This window comes from Salmonella sp. SAL04157 (genome assembly GCF_046551635.1).
In the GTDB taxonomy this organism is placed as follows: Bacteria; Pseudomonadota; Gammaproteobacteria; order Enterobacterales; family Enterobacteriaceae; genus Salmonella; species Salmonella enterica.
The window spans coordinates 290,548-311,476 of the sequence record NZ_JBGDVS010000002.1 but is presented as its reverse complement, the minus strand read 5'-3'; the positions used below and the strand labels follow the sequence as shown (position 1 = coordinate 311,476).

Here is a 20,929-nt window from a genome sequence, read left to right as displayed (position 1 = left end):
TTCCAGCGCTATCGGTTTCGACTGATAGCGCCTTATACCGTTTGTAATCGACAATATACGATATTTTTCCGGTTCCACGTGTAGGTGATATGTACGACGCCGCCCTCGCTAATAATAGCGGGATAAGAATACTCACCGTGGTCACTTTCCAGGTCCAGTAGCGGTAGCCATGATTCGCCATTATCCTGGGAAGCAATCAGTGAAAGCGGATAGCGCTTTCCCCAGTTGCCGTTGACCGGATTTAACGCAAGAATCAGCGTACCGTCCTGCATACTAACCAGATCGATACCACTATTATTATTCGGTAAAGATGTCGCGCGGGCAACAGACCAGGTAGCGCCATAGTCGATTGAATCACTGCGAAAAATTGCCCCGCGTGTGCTTCGTAACAACATATGGATATGCCCCGGAGAAGACTCCCACAGCGTAGGCTGAATAACGCCATCCCAGCGCAGGAGGTTTTCCAGACAACATTCCCACAACATCCCCTTTTTTACACCATCCCACAACGCTACGTTTGTCCCGGAAATAGCGTTATCAGGCTCCAGCGGAACAAAAGAGATATTCCAGTGTTTTCCTTCGTCAGAGGATCGATCCACAAATGCCCTCCACCGTTCAGGACTTTCAATCGACCCTGGCGCAATCCAGGCGCCATTTGATGCCAGCAGGAGTTTATTTTTTACGGGACCGCGCGGCAAAATATCATCGTTAACCAACGGAGCTGGCGTACTCCAGGTAAATCCTCGATCGCTGGAGATGATAAACCAGGTTTTCCACACGTGTACGTCGCTGCCTACTTTATAAAATAACCACAATTTATCCGACGGGTAAAATAACACCGGATTCCAGTGCGCTTCCCCCTCGCGTGCCGCCACTCGCTGCGGTGTTGTCCAGATATTATGTTCATAGCGAGATAGCCAGATGGCTGTATCTTCGCTTCCTTCGCGCAACCCCGCGAACCATGCGGCCACGAGCGTACCGCACGGTAAGCGAACAAGCGTAGAGGCATGGCACTGGAAGGACTCGGTTCTGCTTTCCGGTAAAATGACCTGCCGATTGACGAGCGCTAATTTCATACCTGCCTCTATTAAATAAGGTAAAAAGCATCAGCTTTTTTATGTATGAAAGTAGTGTTAGCAGAAATAGCATCAACGCGGTGAAAACGATGAACTGCTATACGAATTTATGTTCAGATATCGCGCCCATAACAGGCAGAATGTCGAGAGTGGTCAAAAATTGGACTGACCTCGCGGATAATTCCAACTTACCGCCGTCCAATGGCGACGAGGTCAGTGGCACGGGATAATATAGAGGTCAGGGTTATAATATTTAGCGATCTGTGCCTACAAGCATGACGGGATACTTTTCGCTACAGGCAATGAAGGCCCGTCTAAACGGGCCTCCATTAACGCGATTATGATTTGTGTTCAATCGCCTTTGGTTTACTTTCTATGGCAATTTTTTTCGGTTTCTCGCTTTCAGGGATCTCCTGGTAAATCTCTACCAACAAGAGGCCCTGTTCCAGTTTCGCATTATTCACCTTAGCATGTTCAGGCAAAGAAAAACTCAACTGGAAATCCGCCTTACGAATACCCCGATAAATCCAGTGCGTCTGATCCTCTACCGTATCTTCAGTGTGTTTACCCGTAATATTCAGGTTGCCGCCAACCGTTTCAATTTCAAGCTCTTCCTCTTTCCAGCCAGGAACGCTCACGGTAAGCAGATAGTTATTCGCATCGCGCTTTTGCAGATCGTAAGCTGGCGTCGCAGCGGCTGGCGTATCTCCTGTTAATTGACTGAAAAGTCTATCAATACGGTTGAAACGGTCAGAGAAAAGAGAATCAGCAAACACGGGAAGTGCTGACAAGGTTCTGAGTGCCATCATTAACCTCCTGAATCACTATTCAAAAGTTCAACATCAAGGCAAGCATTGCTTGTCCACTGACTACATAGGGACGGAAAAAAACATTTTCAAGCCTATAAAAGCCTTTTTTTAGTCACAAATTTAAGTGGTTAACGAAAAATCTCATCCCGTTCATTGCCATTTCCGCAGTCCCTTCATCTTTACAATTTTTCTTCACCAGCCCAATTGATAATGATTATCAATTGCATTAATGTATACAGGTTGGTTATGGCAGTGACCAACGCCCTTCTCCATTATCAAACCCAGCGCCGCCTTCGGGCGGCCTTTTGGGAGGAAATATGGTCGCCAAAAATAAAATTCACGGTCGTCGTATTCATCAGTCTCTGCAACAGTTACATCATCGTTGTCTTTTTCAGCAACTGGCGGTAAGCCCACCAGGAACAAAATATGTTTCAGTCACCGCTGAAACAAAAAACTGGCTTATTCATCTTGTGACTTCAGAGGGTCGTTAGCACGCGATAGTGGCTGTCCATGTTGTCGCTAAAATTTTAATGAAATGACATTTGAAATGACATTTATACATCTACAATTTGCGCCCGGCTACTCCGGGCGCCATACCTGAAGATATGACACCCGTTGCCAGCTGACAGGAATTTTAGTCATCGTCTCCGGCGTAGAAAAATTCGATATCTTTATTAAACCATTTATCAATGTTGTGCCACATCAGACAACCGGTCAGAAAACTTGCGATCAATATCCCTCCTATAAGCCACTTTTTCACATATACTCCTGAATAACCCCTGTTGATGCCATTATCTGATCGATAATAAAAAGACCATCATTTGAAGAAATAGTTTCACTGACAGATACCGTATGAAACGAGACAGTGAACAGTACCGTTTTCTTCGGTTTTTATGCCATAGTATTGAGCAGTGGTGACAATCATTTTCTATCGCGCCATAATGATTTGCAGCCTATAGTTTATGATTTTAAGATTTGTCTACTCATCACATATGTCAGTGATGGATAAATTATAATACGCTTTTCTGGCGCACTTTTCGTCAGTAACAGGAATACTACAGCATTCATCGTATTGATGCCGCTTTATCTCCCGTTCTTCAGGGAATTAACGACAATTTTATGCACAAAGGATACTAATGATGAAACGTAAATTGATCCCATTTACCCTCTTTCTCGCTGCGCTTAGCGCCAGTACTACCTCTATAGCAGCTTCGCAGGAGATTTCTAAATCTATATACACCTGTAATGATAACCAGGTTATGGAGGTGATTTACGTCAACACTGAGGCTGGAAACGCCTATGCGATTATCAGTCAGGTAAACGAGATGATCCCGATGCGGTTAATGAAAATGGCCTCCGGAGCAAATTACGAAGCCATAGACAAAAATTATACTTATAAACTTTATACCAAAGGCAAAACGGCTGAACTAGTGGAAGGTGATGATAAACCTGTTCTCAGTAACTGTTCCTTAGCTAACTAACCTTCAGAAATGCCTGAAGGCTCATCAGGCATTTCCACTTCAACCTTCCTGTAACGTAACGTTAAAAAATATGTGAATCACTACAATAAAATAATGGCTAATTAGTAACCACTTTTAAACATGGCTAATCCTATTTTTAAAGAAAAGTTCGAACTGTCTTAATTGTCGTTGTTGAGCGTTTAAATGTTTTGCTTTATTAAGTGGCCCAGGTAGAATTCACAGCGGCTGGTAACCATTCATATTCGCACTATTGAACGATTACCAGCCAACCGCGCCAGGGTCTTGCATACGCTCTGGCGCGGTTAAATCCCCAGGCCATAAACGAAATCACTGGTTTCTGCTATTGCTCGTATCTTTCACGTTAACCTGCATTATGCTTGCCCACCTGATGTAGAAAAACACCGCTCTGAACCATAGGGTGTGAATTTCATTTTATAAAAAATTGCGGTGCCGGGTGCCTCCCGGTGAACCATACCACAGTCAATATGGCTCGCGAGGAACATTAACTATTTGACTGGACGCCCCGCCGCAAAGGGGGATTCACCGCATAAGAAAAATCTACAACTCACAAGTAATAAAAGACAATAACATTTTTGTGCATTTTTTATAAATGACTATCTTGTCACGTAATAAATGAAATTATTCTGTAACAGTATTGCAGGACAATACTTATTCAAAACTGAAGTGGTCAGTGGGAGTCGAACCCACATCATCAGCCTGACACTGAGGTAATAACATTATACGATAACCACATTGGACCGCCACCGAGGCCTCGAACCTCGCACCATCAACTTAGGAGGTTGATGCTCTATCCAGCTGAGCTAGTGGCGGCTGGGGACTTCTGCCAGGCGCAAAAAAGGTGCTCTCCTGGATAAGATACATACCTTGCTACTTTTCAGTAGTCGTTCAACGGCAGGTACAATATGCGAAGGCGGTCACAAAATCTTGATGACATTGTGATTAATTCCAGGAAAATTTTTCAGAGTGAATCTTGTGAGATCTGGCGTTATTTACACCAGATTGTCCTTCCTGCTTATCACCTACCTGAGCAACCTTGATTGCTTACCACAATCCTTTATCTGTGCTTATGCTGGTGAGATGTTATGTACAGCGTCACTATGACGAAGAGAGTATGACGAAGAGAGAAAAGTCAGGCAGGTACGTGTCACTGGTAAAGAAGCCCTGTTTTATTGACTGGCGGTGCGGAAGGCGAACCTTCCGCATAGCTTATGCTTTTCAGAAACGGTATCCAACCCCGACGTTGAAGCCGTTTATTTTTGTAGAGGAGATGTTGCTTCCTTCATACCCAACATCGACGACGATATTCTCCAGCGGATTCATCTGTACACCTGCGCCCCAGGCAAATCCCGTTTTCCTTGAGGAAATTTTGTTAGAAAAAGAATCGCCATCCTGAGTGGAATGTTCTTTAAACGTCGCCTTTACCGTGCCGACACCTGCCAGCGCGTATAACGAAAAATTGTCAGACAATCGATAGGCTGGCCCAACCATAAAAGAGCCGTACTTCACCTCAAACTTGTCATGGTAATGAATACCTTCAGACTCAACAGACCCGGAAGCCTGGCTGTCTCCATATAAGTAACTTAGCGAGGAAATAAAACTTACCGGAGAGTCATCCTCATAACGATATTTCACATTTACCCCTCGGATATTTTTGAAATCCTGAACTTTACTTTGTGCATACCCCACGGAAAAGGCGTTAGTATCGGCCTGTGCAACATTTACAACCAAAACGCCTGTAGTAATAACTAAAGTGGATAAAATAATATTTTTCATAACAACTCCTTAATACTACTTATTATTTACGGTGTGTTTAAACACCTGCGGTACCGATCCGGCATTCAGTTATCGCCACTATGCCGAATCGACAAAACCACGAATAATTCACCACTATCGCTCCTGATACGTTTACTTCCTGAAAGAGATTTTTACTACCGAAGTTCTCTATCGCTCCTTAAGGTAACCGGTTCTACAATGTCATCTCACTTTTATAGATTTGAATGCTAATTTTTCTCACGCATATATTTTTAACAGAAACCATAAAGTGTTTAGCCACTATAGAACAACAAACTCGCCATACAACCATTTGATATTTAAAGAAAAACCATCACAACCACATTAAGAAACCTGACGCCGATCGGCTAAAAACATGTCATTAAGCAAACTCGCCATATAACCAGAACATATCGCATTGTGCTTCACAGTCCTCACGTGACGCTCCAGCCGCAATACCGTTATATGTCATCGCAGGCGCTGTAATCATATTCACGATAATGCTTAGCACGATTTATTCCCGCTCCGATTTAATCTTTTAATATATCTATCAGTTACAACATTTCTTGTTATAAGAATAGAATCAACACCACAATTCCAACATAAATATCACCCGTGTTGAGAGAAAATTTACATTCCAGAAAAATAATAACAGACGCAAATATTGAACGCGCGATAAAAAAGTCTATTTCGCTATAAAACCCATTATTATTAAGAGTGGTTAACTCTTCGTTGAATAAAAAATGCCAATGACGTTCCATAATTCATTAGATGAACTTCACAAGTCATTACATATAACAGGAGGTGTTATGAGACATCATGCTTTTATGCTTTGGACATTACTTATTTTTTCATTCCATGTTTTGGCCAGTTCAGGCCATTGTTCTGGTTTACAACAGACATCATGGGAAATTTTTATCTACGATTTTGGTAGTAAAACCCCGCAACCGCCTGCAAATACCGATAAAAAGCAAGCCAGGCAGATTAGTTCACCATCCTGCCCGACGGCAAAACCCATGATGTCCGCACCAACCAACGACGCCAGGAAAGGGAATACTTTCTCCAGAACATAATGTTATTTATCTACAATGGTGCCGAACGACTACTTTTAGCCATCCGGAAATCTTGATTGCCATCAAATATAGCTGGCATTATTTTTCCTGACGTGTATAGTGCGCCCCGTTATCCCCATTAAGGAATTTGTTTGTCTCGTAAAATGACAGGAATTGTCAAAACCTTTGATTGTAAGAGCGGTAAAGGTCTCATCACCCCCTCCGATGGACGCAAAGATGTTCAGGTCCACATTTCAGCATTTAGCCAACACGAAACAGAAGCGCTTATCCCCGGTATACGCGTTGAGTTTTGTCGTATTAATGGCCTCCGCGGACCTACCGCCGCCAACGTTTATCTTTCATAATTCGTCCCTCGGCATTTTTTCAGAAAAATTTAGCGAGCCCGTATACCTCCGCAGTCTGCTATGAGGCTTTGTCTGAAAGGCTGCAGAATGTTTTCAGTGACGAAAATCTAAAGGATTTATTTTGCTGATGACTCCCGTGACCTCTCTTATCATATATCGGGTGTCAGCCCCCTTCTCACTTTGTTTAACGTGAAGAAATGTACAGCCGTTTTTCACTGTGATAGCATCTAATATTGCAAAAGTATTTAACGCTATATACCCATCGTCACAGGAGTGGCTGGCTGCGCGCATTTAACCGAAGTATTTATGTGATTCTATCGGAATTATCTCTATTGCCGCTCAATGCTACGTCATATTCAGTGGGTATAAATCGCCAATATAGTTGTAACGCTATTTATTTTTAGGGTAATAATTGAATGACTTTGCTTTCAGGAAAAACCACACTGGTTCTCTGCCTCTCCTCTATTTTATGTGGATGTACGACGAACGGCTTACCCGCACCTTATAGTATTAATGTGTCGTTCCCAGTCATTACACAAAACCAGATTAATTCCGGTGGTTATTACATAAATGACGCGGAACAAATTCGGACAACTGATGGTCTGTGCCTTGATACAGGCTCAGATCAACAGAATCGTTTGACGCTGCGGGAGTGTAAGCATGTGCAATCTCAGCTTTTCTCATTTCACCGAGACAGAATAATGCAGGGTGAGAAATGTCTGGATGCTGCAGGACAGGGTACGAAAGAAGGCACGCCAATCATTCTTTATTCATGCACGGGTAATGATAACCAGCGCTGGCTCACTGATGATAACAAAATTAAGGGGAAACAGAGCCGAAAATGCCTGGGCACAAATAGCATTATTGTCAGAAAAGGCGACCCTGTTGTGTTGGCCGATTGCGATTTTAGTCGCGCCCTGGAATTTACCATCAGGTAGCAGGACACCGCTGTGAAGAGAGAGCCGCTAACCTCATGACACGACAACAGGTTAGCGACCTTTACTTCCACGTGTGGCCAATTTACTTTACGTCCGCGACGTCAGGATGACAAAACGGCGGCTAAACCTTGACACAGGTTATATACCCAGCTTAAATACTGGTCATCCAACCAGTAAAAAGGAAATGGCGATGTTCGTCGAACTCGTTTATGACAAGCGAAATGTTGAAGGTTTGCCAGGCGCACGCGAAATCATCCTCAATGAACTCACAAAACGTGTACATCAACTTTTTCCCGATGCGCAAGTGAAAGTTAAGCCAATGCAGGCGAACGCATTAAACAGTGACTGTACAAAAACCGAGAAAGAACGGCTGCACCGTATGCTGGAAGAGATGTTTGAAGAGGCTGATATGTGGCTGGTCGCCGAATAACGTCCCCTCCTGCGAAAGCGACATATCCGATCGAAAACAGCGCCCTGAGGCGCTGTCTGTGACGATATAACGCAAACGCCACCACTCAGAACATGTAGCGGAAGTGGCGTTTATAGCGTGGTCAACATTCTATTTGCCAAATGCCGCCAGCTCCAGTCCTTGCCACTGAACGTTTTGCCCAGTGCCACACCTGTACGCCCTATCAACGGATTATACGTTTTGCTGCGCATCGACACTATTGGTCACGGTTTTACAGTAAAAACGGTACCTGTTCTCAGGTTTTTCCGGCGTCAGTGCACCGTTATAATGGTGAGGTGTGACGCTATTGTAGTCGTTCAAGATGTATCCATTAATTTGTCCGGTTTTCTTGTTCATTAAGTCACCTGTTTTGTGTTGAGGTGAGAATATCACCTTTAATCAGGTGACCAAATTTACTGTGTCACTACAAGAATGAGAATAGATGAAATGTTACCTTCCACACAGGGATATAATAATCCTGGTAATTAAAAATTTATGTTTACTTATAAATTACTAATGATATCGAATCTCTATTACCGCATATAAATCAACCCAATACAGTTACAATGAGATAAGTGAATGTAGTTTTAAATTCAGTTAGTTGTTTATCTATAGTTGTCTCTTTGGTATTAACAATAATTAATTGATTGTACTGAATAAACTATCATTTTACCTCTGTAATAGACATCTATTTTAGTTTTATTGACGTTAGACTATGTATCTTACTATCTGCACAAGACATAGAACCAGAAACAAGTCAGGCATTGCCAGAATAAAATCAACGTCATGAAACAATGGGTTATGAACACATATATCATTCAGATAAAGAAGTAATAATCGGGAGAGTAGATATCATGAAAAAACCTGTTTTTTTCCTTCTGACCATGATCATCTGCAGCTATATTTCTTTTGCCTGCGCTAATATCAGTGACTACAAAGTTATGACCTGGAATCTTCAGGGCTCTTCAGCATCTACAGAAAGTAAATGGAATGTCAATGTCAGACAGCTTTTAAGTGGTACTGCCGGTGTGGATATTCTTATGGTACAGGAGGCCGGTGCTGTTCCCACCTCAGCGGTTCCTACCGGACGACATATTCAGCCTTTTGGAGTGGGTATTCCCATTGATGAATACACCTGGAATCTCGGAACCACCAGCCGTCAGGATATAAGATATATCTACCACTCGGCTATTGATGTTGGAGCGCGCCGTGTTAATCTGGCAATAGTTTCCAGACAAAGAGCGGATAATGTTTATGTCTTGCGTCCGACAACTGTCGCATCTCGCCCCGTCATTGGCATCGGACTGGGTAATGATGTTTTTCTGACAGCGCACGCACTGGCTAGTGGAGGTCCGGATGCTGCAGCTATTGTCAGGGTTACCATTAATTTTTTTAGACAACCTCAGATGCGGCATTTATCCTGGTTTCTTGCCGGGGATTTTAATCGCAGCCCAGACAGACTTGAAAATGACCTGATGACTGAGCATCTGGAACGAGTTGTAGCCGTACTCGCACCTACAGAACCCACGCAAATTGGCGGTGGTATTTTAGATTATGGGGTCATTGTCGATCGAGCACCTTATTCACAAAGGGTTGAAGCATTACGTAATCCACAACTCGCTTCTGATCATTATCCCGTAGCCTTTTTGGCACGAAGCTGTTAATGAGTAAATAGCGTTGACGACATGTACTTTGAGCGTAAGGTGCAGAATATATATTTATTATAAGGTAAAATTATGAGTTGTTTTACCAGTCCAGCAATTATGGAAATGTTAGGTCATTATAAATGGCGTGTTTATGAGCCATTCAGGTTTTATCTCAGTGAAGATAAAAATGATGTCATTGAAGTACCGGTAGGATTCGTTACCGACCTTGCCACTGTTCCGCGTATTTTCTGGTCATTATTACCACCGGATGGTGAATATGCCAAAGCGGCAATCATTCATGACTACCTGTATCATTATCCATTACGTAACAGAAAAGAGTCCGATCTCATATTCCTGGATGGAATGAAAGTTCTGGGCGTGCCAAAATGGAAAAGGATAATAATGTATTTAGCCGTAAGAATATTTGGCTGGAAATACTATCATTCTCATACCATACAACATAATTAATTTCTCGTTTTTAACACACAAAGAACTATAGAAAAACCTGACGCCTTAATATAGTAATAATAAGACTTAGTGGCTTTCACCAGTTCTCTGTGTGAATATATCATTATATGCTATCATCACAAACCGCCATAGTGGTAAGTAAGGGAATTACAACCTTACCCGTTCCTTTATCCATCCATAAACAAATGACTCATTCGCCTGGCGCTTTTCAGCTAACTCCAGATAGCGTTGTCCCTGACTACAATTCAATGCACGGATAAGTATCATTTCGCCCTCATCTCTCCGGTGAGAGAGAAAAAATGTTAGTGCCGAAAGCGTCCGTGGCCCAATCTGACCATCTGCTATCAAATCCGGATAAATTTTTTGCTGATCATTAAAAACATTAAGCCAACGCTGGAAGTACTTAATCGGGATTGAGGGTCCCATGTTCACACCAGTATCACAAAGCTCAGCTGCGATAGAGTGAGAGATAATGGCAACCTGATCAAGTCGTGGACCATACCAATAATCTGCCTCAAGGATTTTTAATGCTTGATTACGGGTAAGATTCCGCATATCCCCCATATAGCCATTAGCCCGGGCCGTCGTCAGGGTTATACCCCAATGCGTTGGTCCCCCCCTGTCGTCAGGGTGATCAACGTAACCACCTTCTCTACTAAGGATAGCTGCAAAGATTTCATCTTTAGTCATAATGACTCCTTCTAATATTAATAAAATACGTACCTGAATGCTATGATTGATAATGCAATGAATCTGATAAAAAACTTATTGAAGTATATAAACAATTTATATTTAAGTGGATAGCCAACTTAATAAACAATATTAACCAGACCACTAATAAACGGTCTGTTTAATTTAATAGGCAACATAGGTAAGTTTCATTTATTTAGAAAGTATAAGTTCTATTACAGGTCTTGCATCATAAAAAGACATGTTGTATACGTCAGCTCTTTGCCCTCGATGTGATTGACATACGCTACCTATTGAAAAGCATGAACTTATTAATGGGCCGAATGCATCAATTCGTTGTTGGGTATACGTCTGCGGTTCCGGAAGAAAAGGTATCACGCCAGGATTAGACGTAGTGCTTAAACCTAAATAACTGGAATTCATTGTGCTTACACCATCCTTTACCAGACCTGTTGCGCTATCATAAACAAGCGCCACGGCCTTTTGAATATTCTCGGGTAAAATAGATAATGTGGAAACATACTCTCTTTGCAATCGCATCATCGTTTTTTCATAAGCATTAAAGTGACCACCTTGCGTTTCCAGATAGGTGATGGATGGGAGCAAGCTGTAGAAATTATTATCTGCACGAATCTGATATCTGTATAAATTACCTTTGAATGTTGAGCGAGAATAGTACGCCCTGGCTATAGCATATGTTTGATTAACACTTGAGGTTGTTGCAATATAGCGACTATCACTACTTCCACCACTACATGACCTTCCACTGATAAATTGCTGAAAGTTACGGTTATACCCAAGTAGTGAAAACCCATCGCGAAAAATAACGTCCGGCGGGGTTGAGTCCACACGATACACAAAATCTACTGCATAGTTATTAAAGCTAACTATAGATAAGGTTAAGAGTATTAACTTTTTCATTATTTCTTCCCCCCTCTTACTTGGGTCCAAAGCATTGTGTCGCACTGCACGATGATAGTCCCACAAGAGCATTTGCTGAAAAGGTATTTACAAAAAGCGGATAGGTCCAGATATTTTTTTGAACATGAATCCTTACGGATTGCCCTGTACTATAAAAATATCTTGCCTGGTCAAGAAGTTCTTTAAAGGAGGGTGCCCATATGCTCTGCTTTGATACCGCACATGCAACAACTGGTGTACCACTACCGTTAGCTTTAACCGTTTTTATGCAAAAATAAGGACTAGTATCTATCTGACCAACATGTATTTCACTGATAACTTCGTCTGAGTAATAGGCGTTCGTTTTATCTCCTGTCCACTCAGCGCTGGCATTAAAAGAATAAAGGAGAGTTAATAATGTATAAACAGGCACAAACTTATTTATATACATGCTACTCTCCTGTACATTTAAAATAATTAACAAAGAACAAATTTATTATATCTCATCACATCTAAATCCAGTCTATCATGATTTACTTCAACACAATGTTACCAACCACAACAAACACTCAAATTACTTGTGAATAGCAATTAATACATATATAAAAAATTTCATCACTGATAATAAGCACACCTGTTTTATCAGTTACAGAATTCCTGCCACGGTAATAACACAGGTACTTCCGGCTCGTATTGATCGCCGTCGTCTGTCTACTGGTTTTCATTTTCAGCAAAGCAGGACATAACTCATTAAGAAATTGACGATAATTTAACAAGCCCGTTCTTTGCAAGAACGTTCTGGATAACTATCAGATCACTATTGTAGGATCAAAGAGTGGGGAATAAATCATTATCATCCAACTGAATCATGGACGACATCTTATTAACTGGCAATCTTTTTCCGGTGTAGTGATCCTACCCGCGTAATCTGTCTGTACCCTCCAGGTAAAGTGTCCGGCAATTTAGTCAGCCTATTGTTGATAACCGCCAGAAAAGTAATATGTTCAGAAAGATGATCTAATAAAGTTGTGAGTTGTAGGTCTCTGAGATCTAGTATAAGGCAATGATATTTCAAACATTCCCGCATCCAAGTTTGTTGCGCGAAAATTTACCTAAAGAAAAAATAATAAGCCTTAATATTTTTACAGTATTTCAACTTATAGCAGAATAAATGTTCGTAGATGGCGTAAAAACCTGATGAGCAGGAATATCGATAGCCAGTAAATCACTCCTGTGGTAATGCAGACCACCTGATGACTGTGAAGGTCGCTTCATCTGAAGCGCCGGTGAAGTCCAGCGATTTAAGTGAAAAGTAGCCAGCAGGCGCTTCTGCTGGTCCATATTCCTCTATTTTGCCAGGCCATACTGAAGTGCCACACAGGTATCTGCCAGAGCGGTCCTAAGCTAATAAATATAAAAGCAGTTACTGCCTACCTCAAGAAATATGCGCTCATGATCATTTAAAGCTCTTTTCAAGAAACTGATAATAAGCTTGTCAATATAATATTATGCAGTCTCTATTAAGCGCCTGGTTTATTTGTTTTGCATAATCATATAGTTGACTTTTCGAGTAAGAATTTTCTTGCAAAGACAAATAAACGTGTTTTATATCTCTAAATAAGTATACATCACCATGGATATGAGCCTCTATATAATTCCCTTCATAGCCTGTACCATAATTAGAGTGAGCTAAAAACTTTTCGCCCTTAGCCATTTTAACCAAACTCTTAAAGCAATTATAACCAAAAAAATCATTTTGACAGGATGCGATCAGGTTCTCCATATGCCAAAATGTAGATAATTTACTCGTATCCAGACCAAATCTGTGGCCGTAGGTATCAAAAGGTGAGAATGTACAATTTGTTTTTACATTATCATTTAATTCAAAAAATGATTTCCCATAGGCGCTGGCACCTCCATTTTTACCGTTCAGAAAGTCCAGTGCAGCATAAATTGGTCTGCTTGTAGGGCTAAAGGTTCTACTATTGGGAGTATATGCTACGGAAAAACCGCCTGTCTGACCATATGGGGCATAAGGTGAATCTGCAAGCTTCTCCAGTTCAAATGCTTTAGTTTCAACTGAATCACGTCCGACATTATAAGCAGGTAAATCGCCTGGTCTGCAACCTAATGCATAAGAGTTCAGATATTCTTTATTTTTTAAGAGAGAGACAAAGTCAATTTTTGCTGCATTAAAATTTATTGTCAGCCGGGCATTTTGTAAAACATCCACCATCTTATTTAGCAAGAGAGCGCAATCTATTTCGGCACCACACTCACGGCTTATCCGCCTGAGCGCTTTTTCTCTTATTATGTCAGCGTCGCGCTGACACCTGGAATGAATATGCGCAAGTACTTGTTTTCCAAAAAGGCGACCATACACCTTTTTACGCTCTTCATTGCTGATACCGCAAAACACTTCGTCAAAAGAAAGCCTGTACGCTGCGCTTACAGAACCTCTCGCCGCTCTGCTTTCTGGAAATGGCGGAACATCTTCAACAACATTTTTAACTTGCTGAATGTCTGAAGACAGAGGAGTACGTCCGACATTTTTTTCCTTATCTGTTTCCAGATATTCCGGAACCTTCACACTTCCACTGTAGAAGATAGGTTTGAGCATATGTCTCCTGAATTTTTATGACTAATATAGCATTCACTTTCGCTGACGTATTCTTCACCAGGCTGATATTTCAACACCTCTTAACAGCCTTGTAGAAGTGCAAATAAAGACACTACTAATTTCATAAAATGCTTAATCTACCCACTATTGCAGGCAATAAATCATCACCTTTTATTGAAATAATCCCCTGATAATAACAATAAATCTGGTAAGGCACTTTCAAAAAATAGCCAAACCACACATCATAAAGAAAACCACTACAATCAAAACCGGTAACTATCAACTTTCAGGGGGCTCAGGTTACCATGACGATCGGGGTAAAGGATAGATTACTATTGCGGTCTGAATTGAGGGAGTTTTGATAAATTATTTTGATAACCGTTCGAATGCTAATAATAAAAACGGGAACGTTAAGTCCCCGTTTTTATTTTAACAATTATCGTTATTACATATTTGCGATAATCGCGTCGCCAAACTCACTACATTTCAGCAGCTTAGCGCCGTCCATCAGACGTTCGAAGTCATAGGTCACGGTCTTCGCGGCAATCGCGCCTTCCATACCTTTAACAATCAGATCCGCCGCTTCAAACCACTGCATATGACGCAGCATCATCTCCGCAGACAGAATAATGGAGCCTGGGTTGACTTTATCCTGGCCCGCATATTTCGGCGCAGTCCCGTGAGTGGCTTCAAACAACGCGCATTCGTCGCCGATATTCGCACCCGGTGCAATACCGATACCGCCAACCTGAGCCGCCAGGGCATCGGAAATATAGTCACCGTTCAGGTTCATACAGGCGATAACGTCGTATTCCGCCGGACGCAACAGGATCTGTTGCAGGAACGCATCGGCGATAACGTCTTTAACCACGATCTCTTTACCCGTGTTCGGGTTCTTAATTTTCAGCCACGGACCGCCGTCAATAAGCTCACCGCCGAACTCGTCGCGCGCCAACTGGTAGCCCCAGTCTTTAAACGCGCCTTCGGTGAACTTCATGATATTGCCTTTATGTACCAGCGTGACGGAATCGCGATCGTTAGTAATAGCGTATTCAATCGCCGCGCGAACCAGACGTTTAGTGCCTTCTTCAGAACACGGTTTGATACCGATACCGCAGTGCTCCGGGAAGCGAATTTTCTTCACGCCCATCTCTTCGCGCAGGAACTTGATCACTTTCTCAGCGTCTGCAGAGTCAGCTTTCCATTCAATTCCGGCGTAGATATCTTCAGAGTTTTCACGGAAGATGACCATATCGGTCAGCTCCGGATGTTTCACCGGACTTGGCGTGCCCTGATAGTAACGAACGGGACGCAGACAAACGTACAGGTCAAGCTCCTGACGCAGGGCAACGTTCAGAGAGCGGATACCGCCGCCAACCGGCGTGGTCAACGGACCTTTAATCGCTACGCGGTAATCACGAATTAAATCAAGGGTTTCAGCGGGAAGCCAGACATCCTGGCCGTAAACCTGTGTGGATTTTTCTCCGGTGTAAATTTCCATCCAGGAAATTTTACGCTCGCCTTTATAGGCTTTCTCGACGGCGGCATCGACCACTTTAAGCATGGCTGGAGTGACATCAACACCGATACCATCGCCTTCAATAAACGGGATAATCGGATTCTCAGGAACGTTGAGTTTGCCGTTTTGCAGGGTGATCTTCTTACCTTCCACCGGAACAACTACTTTGCTTTCCATTCACCTCTCCTTCGAGCGCTTCTGGTTTGCTCGTCTGTCATCGCGCTGCATGTGCAATGGCGTCCTGCTGCACGACTGCGTTAGAGCAATTTTTTGTTAATGTTTTGTAATGAGCATGTCAATACTACCCTATTGTTTGCCGCCATGAAAGACACTCATTATTGCGCTATAATGCGGCAATTAATAAGTTCTGAAAACACCATGCAAAAAACTTCTTTTAGAAATCACTACGTTAAGCGATTCAGCTCACGACAAGCATCTAAATCACGGAAAGAAAACCAGCCAAAACGCGTGGTTTTGTTCAATAAACCTTACGATGTGTTGCCGCAGTTCACGGATGAAGCAGGTCGCCGCACGTTAAAAGATTTTATTCCTGTGCAAGGCGTTTATGCCGCAGGCCGCCTGGACCGCGACAGCGAAGGGCTTTTGGTGCTGACTAATGACGGCGCGCTGCAGGCGCGCCTCACGCAACCGGGCAAGCGCACCGGCAAGATTTACTATGTTCAGGTAGAAGGCATCCCGGATAATGAAGCGCTACAGGCGCTTCGTACTGGCGTCACGCTCAACGATGGCCCTACCCTGCCCGCCGGTATTGAGATTGTCGCGGAACCTGACTGGCTGTGGCCGCGCACCCCGCCGATTCGCGAACGGAAGAATATTCCCACCAGTTGGCTAAAAGTCACCTTATATGAAGGCCGCAACCGCCAGGTAAGACGCATGACTGCGCATGTCGGTCATCCCACTCTACGATTAATTCGTTACAGCATGGGCGACTACACGCTCAGCGGCCTCGATAATGGACAGTGGCGCGAGATCGCACAGGAGAAAGACAGATGAAACGGCTTCTCATTGCTTTTGCTTTATTAACACCGTTATCCGTCAATGCGGCCAGCTTCGACTGCCAGAAAGCGCAGGCTGCGGATGAAAAGGCTATCTGCGCGCACCTGACGCTGAATGATAAAGACGTGGAAATGCACACCAAATATCAGTTTCTGAAAGGGTTGTTCGCGATGGGCAGTCGCGGCGCCCTGCAGGACGCCCAGCAGAGCTGGCTTAAACAGCGTCAGCAGTGCAAGGCCGACGTCACCTGCCTGACAAAAGCTTATAACGAGCGTCTGAAACAGCTTGACGCGATCTATGACCACATTGATAAACCGCTGTAATAAGGATGCCTATGTTCAAGCCGCACGTGACCGTTGCCTGCATCGTACATGCCGAAGATAAATTTCTGGTGGTGGAAGAGACCATCAACGGTAAATCGTTATGGAATCAACCTGCCGGACACCTGGAGGCAGATGAAACGCTGGCGCAGGCCGCCGCGCGAGAACTGTGGGAAGAGACTGGCATCACGGCACAACCACAGTATTTTATCCGTATGCATCAGTGGATTGCGCCGGATAAAACCCCGTTCCTGCGCTTTTTATTCGCCATCAAGCTTGATCATATTTGCGCGACCGCCCCCCATGACAATGACATCGATTGCTGCCGTTGGGTGAGCGCCGACGAGATTCTGAACGCGCCGAATTTACGTTCTCCGCTGGTGGCTGAAAGCATTCGCAGTTATCAAACGGGACAACGTTACCCCTTATCCATAGTGGGCGAATTTAACTGGCCGTTTACAGAGGGTGTCAAGTAAAGGGCTGCGTGATAGAATACGCCGCCTTGAAGTTCAATGTCGCGAGTATTCCAATGTCAGAAAGCCCAAAAAAAGTGATCGTCGGCATGTCCGGCGGTGTCGATTCCTCCGTTTCCGCCTGGCTGTTGCAACAACAGGGTTATCAGGTAGAAGGCCTGTTCATGAAGAACTGGGAAGAGGACGATGGTGAGGAATACTGTACCGCGGCAGCCGATCTGGCTGACGCGCAGGCCGTGTGCGACAAGCTTGGCATTGAACTGCATACCGTCAATTTTGCCGCAGAATATTGGGATAACGTCTTTGAACTGTTCCTTGAAGAGTACAAAGCGGGCCGTACGCCGAACCCGGATATTCTGTGCAATAAAGAGATCAAATTTAAAGCCTTCCTTGAATTTGCCGCAGAAGATTTAGGCGCCGACTATATCGCCACCGGTCACTACGTTCGCCGCGCGGATGTAAACGGCAAAAGCCGGTTGTTGCGCGGGCTCGATGGCAACAAAGATCAGAGCTACTTCCTCTATACGCTTGGCCATGAGCAGATTGCGCAAAGTCTGTTCCCGGTTGGCGAGCTGGAAAAACCGCAGGTGCGTAAAATCGCCGAAGATCTGGGGCTGGTAACCGCCAAGAAAAAAGATTCTACCGGTATCTGCTTTATCGGCGAGCGCAAGTTCCGCGACTTTTTAGGGCGCTATCTGCCTGCGCAGCCGGGGAAAATTATTACCGTTGACGGCGATGAAATCGGCGAGCATCAGGGTCTGATGTATCATACGCTCGGTCAGCGTAAAGGGCTGGGAATCGGCGGCACCAAAGACGGTAGCGAAGCCCCCTGGTATGTGGTGGATAAAGACGTTGAAAACAATGTGTTAATTGTCGCCCAGGGGCATGAGCACCCACGCCTGATGTCGGTAGGCCTCATCGCCCAGCAGCTACATTGGGTCGATCGCGAACCGTTCACCGGCACCCTGCGCTGTACGGTAAAAACCCGCTACCGCCAGACCGATATTCCGTGCACGATTAACGCGCTGGATGACGATCGTATCGAGGTCATTTTTGACGAGCCGGTTGCCGCCGTTACGCCGGGCCAGTCCGCTGTCTTTTACAGCGGCGAAGTCTGCCTGGGCGGCGGCATTATCGAGCAGCGACTGCCGCTGACGGTCTGATTATTCAATACACAACATCATTCAAGTCGCCTCAAAGCGGCTTAAAAGATGAAGTGTATTTTATTTGATACAAGGAAGCAGTGATTGTGGCAAAGAATTATTATGACATCACCCTCGCGCTGTCTGGCATTTGCCAGTCGGCACGCCTGGTGCAACAACTGGCGCACCAGGGGCACTGTGATGCCGACGCGTTGCACGTTTCACTCAACAGTGTCATTGATATGAATCCCAGTTCTACTCTGGGCGTGTTCGGCGGCAGCGAAGCTAACCTGCGTCTTGGTCTGGAAACACTGCTCGGCGTGCTGAATGCCAGCAGCCGACAAGGACTTAACGCCGAACTGACGCGTTATACGCTTAGCCTGATGGTGCTGGAGCGCAAGCTGTCATCCGCCAAAGGCGCGTTGAATACGTTAGGCGATCGCATTAACGGCCTGCAGCGCCAGCTTGACCATTTTGATTTACAGTCAGACACGTTAATGAGCGCCATGGCGGGCATCTACGTGGATGTGATTAGCCCATTGGGCCCACGCATTCAGGTGACGGGCTCCCCGGCCGTTCTGCAAAGTCCGCAGGTTCAGGCCAAAGTCCGCGCTTCGCTACTGGCAGGCATCCGTGCAGCCGTGCTCTGGCATCAGGTAGGCGGTGGTCGCCTACAGCTTATGTTTTCTCGTCATCGCCTGACGACTCAGGCAAAACAAATTCTTGCTCATTTAACCCCGGAGTTATGATCTATGGAATTATCCTCACTGACCGCCGTTTCCCCTGTCGATGGACGCTACGGCGATAAAGTCAGCGCGCTGCGCGGAATTTTTAGCGAATACGGTTTGCTGAAATTTCGTGTACAAGTCGAAGTACGTTGGCTGCAGAAATTAGCCGCGCACGCAGCGATCAAGGAAGTTCCTGCTTTTGCTGCCGACGCAAACGGTTACCTGGATACGCTTGTTGCAAACTTCAATGAAGAAGATGCCGCGCGCATTAAAACCATTGAGCGCACCACGAATCACGATGTGAAAGCGGTTGAGTATTTTCTGAAAGAAAAAGTCGCCGCGATCCCGGCGCTACATGACGTTTCCGAGTTTATCCACTTTGCCTGCACTTCTGAGGACATTAACAACCTGTCGCACGCGTTAATGCTCAAAACCGCGCGCGATGAAGTGATCCTGCCTTACTGGCGTCAGGTGATTAACGCGGTTAAAGATCTCGCCACGCAGTATCGCGACATTCCTCTGCTCTCCCGCACCCACGGCCAGCCGGCAACGCCTTCCACTCTGGGTAAAGAGATGGCGAACGTGGCGTATCGTATGGAGCGTCAGTTCCGCCAGCTCAACCAGGTGGAGATCCTCGGTAAAATCAACGGCGCCGTAGGCAACTATAACGCGCATATCGCCGCCTATCCGGAAGTTGACTGGCATCAGTTCAGCGAAGAGTTCGTCACCTCACTGGGCATCCAGTGGAACCCTTACACCACCCAGATTGAACCGCATGATTATATTGCGGAACTGTTTGACTGTATCGCGCGCTTTAACACCATCCTGATCGATTTCGATCGCGATGTCTGGGGCTATATTGCGTTGAACCATTTCAAACAGAAAACCATCGCCGGGGAGATCGGTTCTTCTACCATGCCGCACAAAGTTAACCCCATTGACTTTGAAAACTCAGAAGGCAACCTCGGTCTGTCTAATGCAGTGTTGCACCATCTGGCAAACAAACTGCCGGTTTCCCGCTGGCAGCGCGATCTGACCGACTCAACCGTTCTGCGTAACCTGGGTGTCGGCATCGGCTATGCGCTTATCGCTTATCAGTCCACCCTGAAGGGCGTCAGCAAGCTGGAAGTAAACCGCGATCATCTGCTTGACGAACTGGATCACAACTGGGAAGTATTAGCCGAACCGATCCAGACCGTCATGCGCCGCTATGGTATTGAAAAACCATATGAAAAACTGAAAGAGTTGACCCGTGGCAAGCGTGTTGATGCCGAAGGAATGAAACAGTTTATTGATAGTCTGGCCCTGCCGGAAGCAGAAAAAACGCGCCTTAAAGCCATGACGCCGGCAAATTATATCGGTCGCGCTGTGACTCTGGTCGACGAACTTAAATAATGCGTGCCTCACCCTCTTTTCTTCAGAAAGAGGGTGACTATTTGTCTGGTT

24 protein-coding genes, 1 tRNA gene and 2 pseudogenes are annotated in these 20,929 nt (G+C 44.7%); 14 read left to right on the top strand and 13 right to left on the bottom strand.

Translation table 11 applies throughout. From position 1 onward, the window contains the following. Positions 1-32: 32 nt before the first annotated feature. The 4 genes from ACLJRE_RS05090 to ACLJRE_RS05075 all read right to left on the bottom strand — a co-directional run bounded on the left by ACLJRE_RS05090 (position 33) and on the right by ACLJRE_RS05075 (position 2,645). Positions 33-1,076, bottom strand: coding sequence for a sialidase family protein (locus tag ACLJRE_RS05090; RefSeq protein ID WP_000761750.1), 1,044 nt, complete (start codon positions 1,074-1,076; stop codon positions 33-35). Positions 1,077-1,414: 338 nt separating this feature from the next. Beyond that, positions 1,415-1,882, bottom strand: coding sequence for an Hsp20 family protein (locus tag ACLJRE_RS05085; RefSeq protein WP_058108928.1), 468 nt, complete (start codon positions 1,880-1,882; stop codon positions 1,415-1,417). A 195-nt stretch (positions 1,883-2,077) separates the two neighbouring features. Next, positions 2,078-2,308 (bottom strand): hypothetical protein, encoded by a 231-nt coding sequence (locus ACLJRE_RS05080; RefSeq protein WP_077944341.1) that lies wholly within the window; start codon positions 2,306-2,308, stop codon positions 2,078-2,080. Between the two features lie 211 nt (positions 2,309-2,519). Continuing rightward, on the bottom strand, positions 2,520-2,645 hold the full coding sequence (locus tag ACLJRE_RS05075; RefSeq protein WP_000758944.1) for a hypothetical protein: 126 nt from the start codon (positions 2,643-2,645) through the stop codon (positions 2,520-2,522). A 376-nt stretch (positions 2,646-3,021) separates the two neighbouring features. Between ACLJRE_RS05075 and ACLJRE_RS05070 the strand changes: the two genes are divergently transcribed. Then, entirely contained in the window at positions 3,022-3,366 is a 345-nt protein-coding gene (locus ACLJRE_RS05070) for a c-type lysozyme inhibitor (protein WP_000977725.1), read from the top strand. 754 nt (positions 3,367-4,120) lie between these two features. Here ACLJRE_RS05070 and ACLJRE_RS05065 read toward each other — a convergent pair. After that, positions 4,121-4,197 (bottom strand) — tRNA-Arg (locus ACLJRE_RS05065). Positions 4,198-4,602: 405 nt separating this feature from the next. Further along, positions 4,603-5,160 carry a virulence membrane protein PagC gene (gene pagC / locus ACLJRE_RS05060; RefSeq protein ID WP_000789469.1) on the bottom strand — a complete coding sequence of 186 codons (558 nt, stop codon included), beginning with the start codon at positions 5,158-5,160 and terminating at the stop codon, positions 4,603-4,605. Between the two features lie 806 nt (positions 5,161-5,966). Here pagC and pagD point away from each other — a divergent pair. From pagD to msgA, 4 genes are all read left to right on the top strand, one after another. Then, on the top strand, positions 5,967-6,230 hold the full coding sequence (gene pagD / locus ACLJRE_RS05055) for a virulence protein PagD (RefSeq protein ID WP_001531085.1): 264 nt from the start codon (positions 5,967-5,969) through the stop codon (positions 6,228-6,230). Between the two features lie 131 nt (positions 6,231-6,361). Then, positions 6,362-6,574: a cold shock-like protein CspH gene (gene cspH / locus ACLJRE_RS05050; RefSeq protein WP_001529140.1), complete on the top strand. Its 213-nt coding sequence runs from the start codon at positions 6,362-6,364 to the stop codon at positions 6,572-6,574. Between the two features lie 416 nt (positions 6,575-6,990). Beyond that, the gene (locus ACLJRE_RS05045) at positions 6,991-7,512 is read left to right on the top strand and encodes an RICIN domain-containing protein (protein ID WP_001531094.1); all 522 of its coding nucleotides are present in this window, start codon (positions 6,991-6,993) and stop codon (positions 7,510-7,512) included. Between the two features lie 190 nt (positions 7,513-7,702). Then, a complete protein-coding gene (gene msgA, locus ACLJRE_RS05040; protein WP_000497451.1) occupies positions 7,703-7,942 on the top strand; it encodes a virulence protein MsgA in 240 nt (79 codons plus the stop codon). A gap of 152 nt (positions 7,943-8,094) precedes the next feature. On the opposite strand, the pseudogene ACLJRE_RS05035 reads toward msgA, so the two are convergent. Both ACLJRE_RS05035 and ACLJRE_RS05030 read right to left on the bottom strand, forming a co-directional pair. Then, positions 8,095-8,178: pseudogene (locus tag ACLJRE_RS05035) on the bottom strand (hypothetical protein); the annotation flags it as partial. Next, complete coding sequence (locus tag ACLJRE_RS05030) at positions 8,153-8,317, bottom strand: hypothetical protein (protein WP_001036548.1); 165 nt, start codon at positions 8,315-8,317, stop codon at positions 8,153-8,155. The gene ACLJRE_RS05030 and the pseudogene ACLJRE_RS05035, both read right to left, overlap by 26 nt. 497 nt (positions 8,318-8,814) lie before the next feature. On the opposite strand from ACLJRE_RS05030, the gene cdtB reads away from it, so the two are divergent. Together cdtB and ACLJRE_RS05020 are read left to right on the top strand one after the other, a co-directional pair. Continuing rightward, entirely contained in the window at positions 8,815-9,624 is an 810-nt protein-coding gene (gene cdtB, locus ACLJRE_RS05025; protein WP_001529135.1) for a cytolethal distending toxin S-CDT, read from the top strand. Positions 9,625-9,696: 72 nt separating this feature from the next. Next, a complete protein-coding gene (locus ACLJRE_RS05020; RefSeq protein WP_001277616.1) occupies positions 9,697-10,074 on the top strand; it encodes a DUF1353 domain-containing protein in 378 nt (125 codons plus the stop codon). Positions 10,075-10,221: 147 nt separating this feature from the next. Here ACLJRE_RS05020 and ACLJRE_RS05015 read toward each other — a convergent pair whose 3' ends face one another. From ACLJRE_RS05015 to pltB, 3 genes are all read right to left on the bottom strand, one after another. Continuing rightward, on the bottom strand, positions 10,222-10,764 hold the full coding sequence (locus ACLJRE_RS05015; protein WP_000158843.1) for a glycoside hydrolase family 108 protein: 543 nt from the start codon (positions 10,762-10,764) through the stop codon (positions 10,222-10,224). A gap of 192 nt (positions 10,765-10,956) precedes the next feature. Continuing rightward, the gene (gene pltA / locus ACLJRE_RS05010) at positions 10,957-11,685 is read right to left on the bottom strand and encodes a typhoid-like toxin S-CDT ADP-ribosylating subunit PltA (protein ID WP_000733630.1); all 729 of its coding nucleotides are present in this window, start codon (positions 11,683-11,685) and stop codon (positions 10,957-10,959) included. Between the two features lie 16 nt (positions 11,686-11,701). Beyond that, complete coding sequence (pltB, locus tag ACLJRE_RS05005; RefSeq protein WP_023212262.1) at positions 11,702-12,115, bottom strand: typhoid-like toxin S-CDT binding subunit PltB; 414 nt, start codon at positions 12,113-12,115, stop codon at positions 11,702-11,704. 612 nt (positions 12,116-12,727) lie between these two features. On the opposite strand from pltB, the pseudogene ACLJRE_RS05000 reads away from it, so the two are divergent. Continuing rightward, a pseudogene (locus ACLJRE_RS05000) lies at positions 12,728-12,873 on the top strand (hypothetical protein); the annotation flags it as partial. A 286-nt stretch (positions 12,874-13,159) separates the two neighbouring features. Here the strand turns inward: ACLJRE_RS05000 and sopF are convergent. Together sopF and icd are read right to left on the bottom strand one after the other, a co-directional pair. Further along, on the bottom strand, positions 13,160-14,284 hold the full coding sequence (gene sopF / locus ACLJRE_RS04995; protein ID WP_023212263.1) for a type III secretion system effector SopF: 1,125 nt from the start codon (positions 14,282-14,284) through the stop codon (positions 13,160-13,162). A 445-nt stretch (positions 14,285-14,729) separates the two neighbouring features. Beyond that, positions 14,730-15,980 (bottom strand): NADP-dependent isocitrate dehydrogenase, encoded by a 1,251-nt coding sequence (icd, locus tag ACLJRE_RS04990; RefSeq protein WP_000444506.1) that lies wholly within the window; start codon positions 15,978-15,980, stop codon positions 14,730-14,732. A 171-nt stretch (positions 15,981-16,151) separates the two neighbouring features. On the opposite strand from icd, the gene rluE reads away from it, so the two are divergent. The 6 genes from rluE to purB all read left to right on the top strand — a co-directional run bounded on the left by rluE (position 16,152) and on the right by purB (position 20,878). Beyond that, on the top strand, positions 16,152-16,817 hold the full coding sequence (gene rluE / locus ACLJRE_RS04985; protein WP_001249416.1) for a 23S rRNA pseudouridine(2457) synthase RluE: 666 nt from the start codon (positions 16,152-16,154) through the stop codon (positions 16,815-16,817). Continuing rightward, complete coding sequence (locus tag ACLJRE_RS04980; RefSeq protein ID WP_000825956.1) at positions 16,814-17,143, top strand: lysozyme inhibitor LprI family protein; 330 nt, start codon at positions 16,814-16,816, stop codon at positions 17,141-17,143. The genes rluE and ACLJRE_RS04980 overlap by 4 nt, the downstream gene beginning before the upstream one ends. Before the next feature lie 11 nt (positions 17,144-17,154). Next, positions 17,155-17,616 (top strand): NUDIX hydrolase, encoded by a 462-nt coding sequence (locus tag ACLJRE_RS04975; protein WP_000476064.1) that lies wholly within the window; start codon positions 17,155-17,157, stop codon positions 17,614-17,616. Positions 17,617-17,669: 53 nt separating this feature from the next. Continuing rightward, entirely contained in the window at positions 17,670-18,776 is a 1,107-nt protein-coding gene (gene mnmA / locus ACLJRE_RS04970; RefSeq protein ID WP_053299851.1) for a tRNA 2-thiouridine(34) synthase MnmA, read from the top strand. A gap of 86 nt (positions 18,777-18,862) precedes the next feature. Next, positions 18,863-19,504: a high frequency lysogenization protein HflD gene (gene hflD, locus ACLJRE_RS04965; RefSeq protein WP_001519653.1), complete on the top strand. Its 642-nt coding sequence runs from the start codon at positions 18,863-18,865 to the stop codon at positions 19,502-19,504. Positions 19,505-19,507: 3 nt separating this feature from the next. Further along, a complete protein-coding gene (purB, locus tag ACLJRE_RS04960; protein ID WP_000423763.1) occupies positions 19,508-20,878 on the top strand; it encodes an adenylosuccinate lyase in 1,371 nt (456 codons plus the stop codon). The last annotated feature ends 51 nt before the right edge of the window (positions 20,879-20,929 follow it).

Excerpts from the sequence above, each read along its gene's own strand:
- ACLJRE_RS05090 (WP_000761750.1), bottom strand. The coding sequence starts at position 1,076 with ATGAAATTAGCGCTCGTCAATCGGCAGGTCATTTTACCGGAAAGCAGA.
- pltA (WP_000733630.1), bottom strand. The coding sequence starts at position 11,685 with ATGAAAAAGTTAATACTCTTAACCTTATCTATAGTTAGCTTTAATAAC.
- rluE (WP_001249416.1), top strand. The coding sequence starts at position 16,152 with ATGCGGCAATTAATAAGTTCTGAAAACACCATGCAAAAAACTTCTTTT.
- ACLJRE_RS05085 (WP_058108928.1), bottom strand. The coding sequence starts at position 1,882 with ATGGCACTCAGAACCTTGTCAGCACTTCCCGTGTTTGCTGATTCTCTT.
- ACLJRE_RS05070 (WP_000977725.1), top strand. The coding sequence starts at position 3,022 with ATGATGAAACGTAAATTGATCCCATTTACCCTCTTTCTCGCTGCGCTT.
- purB (WP_000423763.1), top strand. The coding sequence starts at position 19,508 with ATGGAATTATCCTCACTGACCGCCGTTTCCCCTGTCGATGGACGCTAC.
- ACLJRE_RS04975 (WP_000476064.1), top strand. The coding sequence starts at position 17,155 with ATGTTCAAGCCGCACGTGACCGTTGCCTGCATCGTACATGCCGAAGAT.
- ACLJRE_RS05015 (WP_000158843.1), bottom strand. The coding sequence starts at position 10,764 with ATGACTAAAGATGAAATCTTTGCAGCTATCCTTAGTAGAGAAGGTGGT.
- icd (WP_000444506.1), bottom strand. The coding sequence starts at position 15,980 with ATGGAAAGCAAAGTAGTTGTTCCGGTGGAAGGTAAGAAGATCACCCTG.
- ACLJRE_RS05045 (WP_001531094.1), top strand. The coding sequence starts at position 6,991 with ATGACTTTGCTTTCAGGAAAAACCACACTGGTTCTCTGCCTCTCCTCT.
- pltB (WP_023212262.1), bottom strand. The coding sequence starts at position 12,115 with ATGTATATAAATAAGTTTGTGCCTGTTTATACATTATTAACTCTCCTT.
- pagD (WP_001531085.1), top strand. The coding sequence starts at position 5,967 with ATGAGACATCATGCTTTTATGCTTTGGACATTACTTATTTTTTCATTC.
- mnmA (WP_053299851.1), top strand. The coding sequence starts at position 17,670 with ATGTCAGAAAGCCCAAAAAAAGTGATCGTCGGCATGTCCGGCGGTGTC.
- ACLJRE_RS04980 (WP_000825956.1), top strand. The coding sequence starts at position 16,814 with ATGAAACGGCTTCTCATTGCTTTTGCTTTATTAACACCGTTATCCGTC.
- msgA (WP_000497451.1), top strand. The coding sequence starts at position 7,703 with ATGTTCGTCGAACTCGTTTATGACAAGCGAAATGTTGAAGGTTTGCCA.
- pagC (WP_000789469.1), bottom strand. The coding sequence starts at position 5,160 with ATGAAAAATATTATTTTATCCACTTTAGTTATTACTACAGGCGTTTTG.
- ACLJRE_RS05030 (WP_001036548.1), bottom strand. The coding sequence starts at position 8,317 with ATGAACAAGAAAACCGGACAAATTAATGGATACATCTTGAACGACTAC.
- ACLJRE_RS05020 (WP_001277616.1), top strand. The coding sequence starts at position 9,697 with ATGAGTTGTTTTACCAGTCCAGCAATTATGGAAATGTTAGGTCATTAT.
- cdtB (WP_001529135.1), top strand. The coding sequence starts at position 8,815 with ATGAAAAAACCTGTTTTTTTCCTTCTGACCATGATCATCTGCAGCTAT.
- sopF (WP_023212263.1), bottom strand. The coding sequence starts at position 14,284 with ATGCTCAAACCTATCTTCTACAGTGGAAGTGTGAAGGTTCCGGAATAT.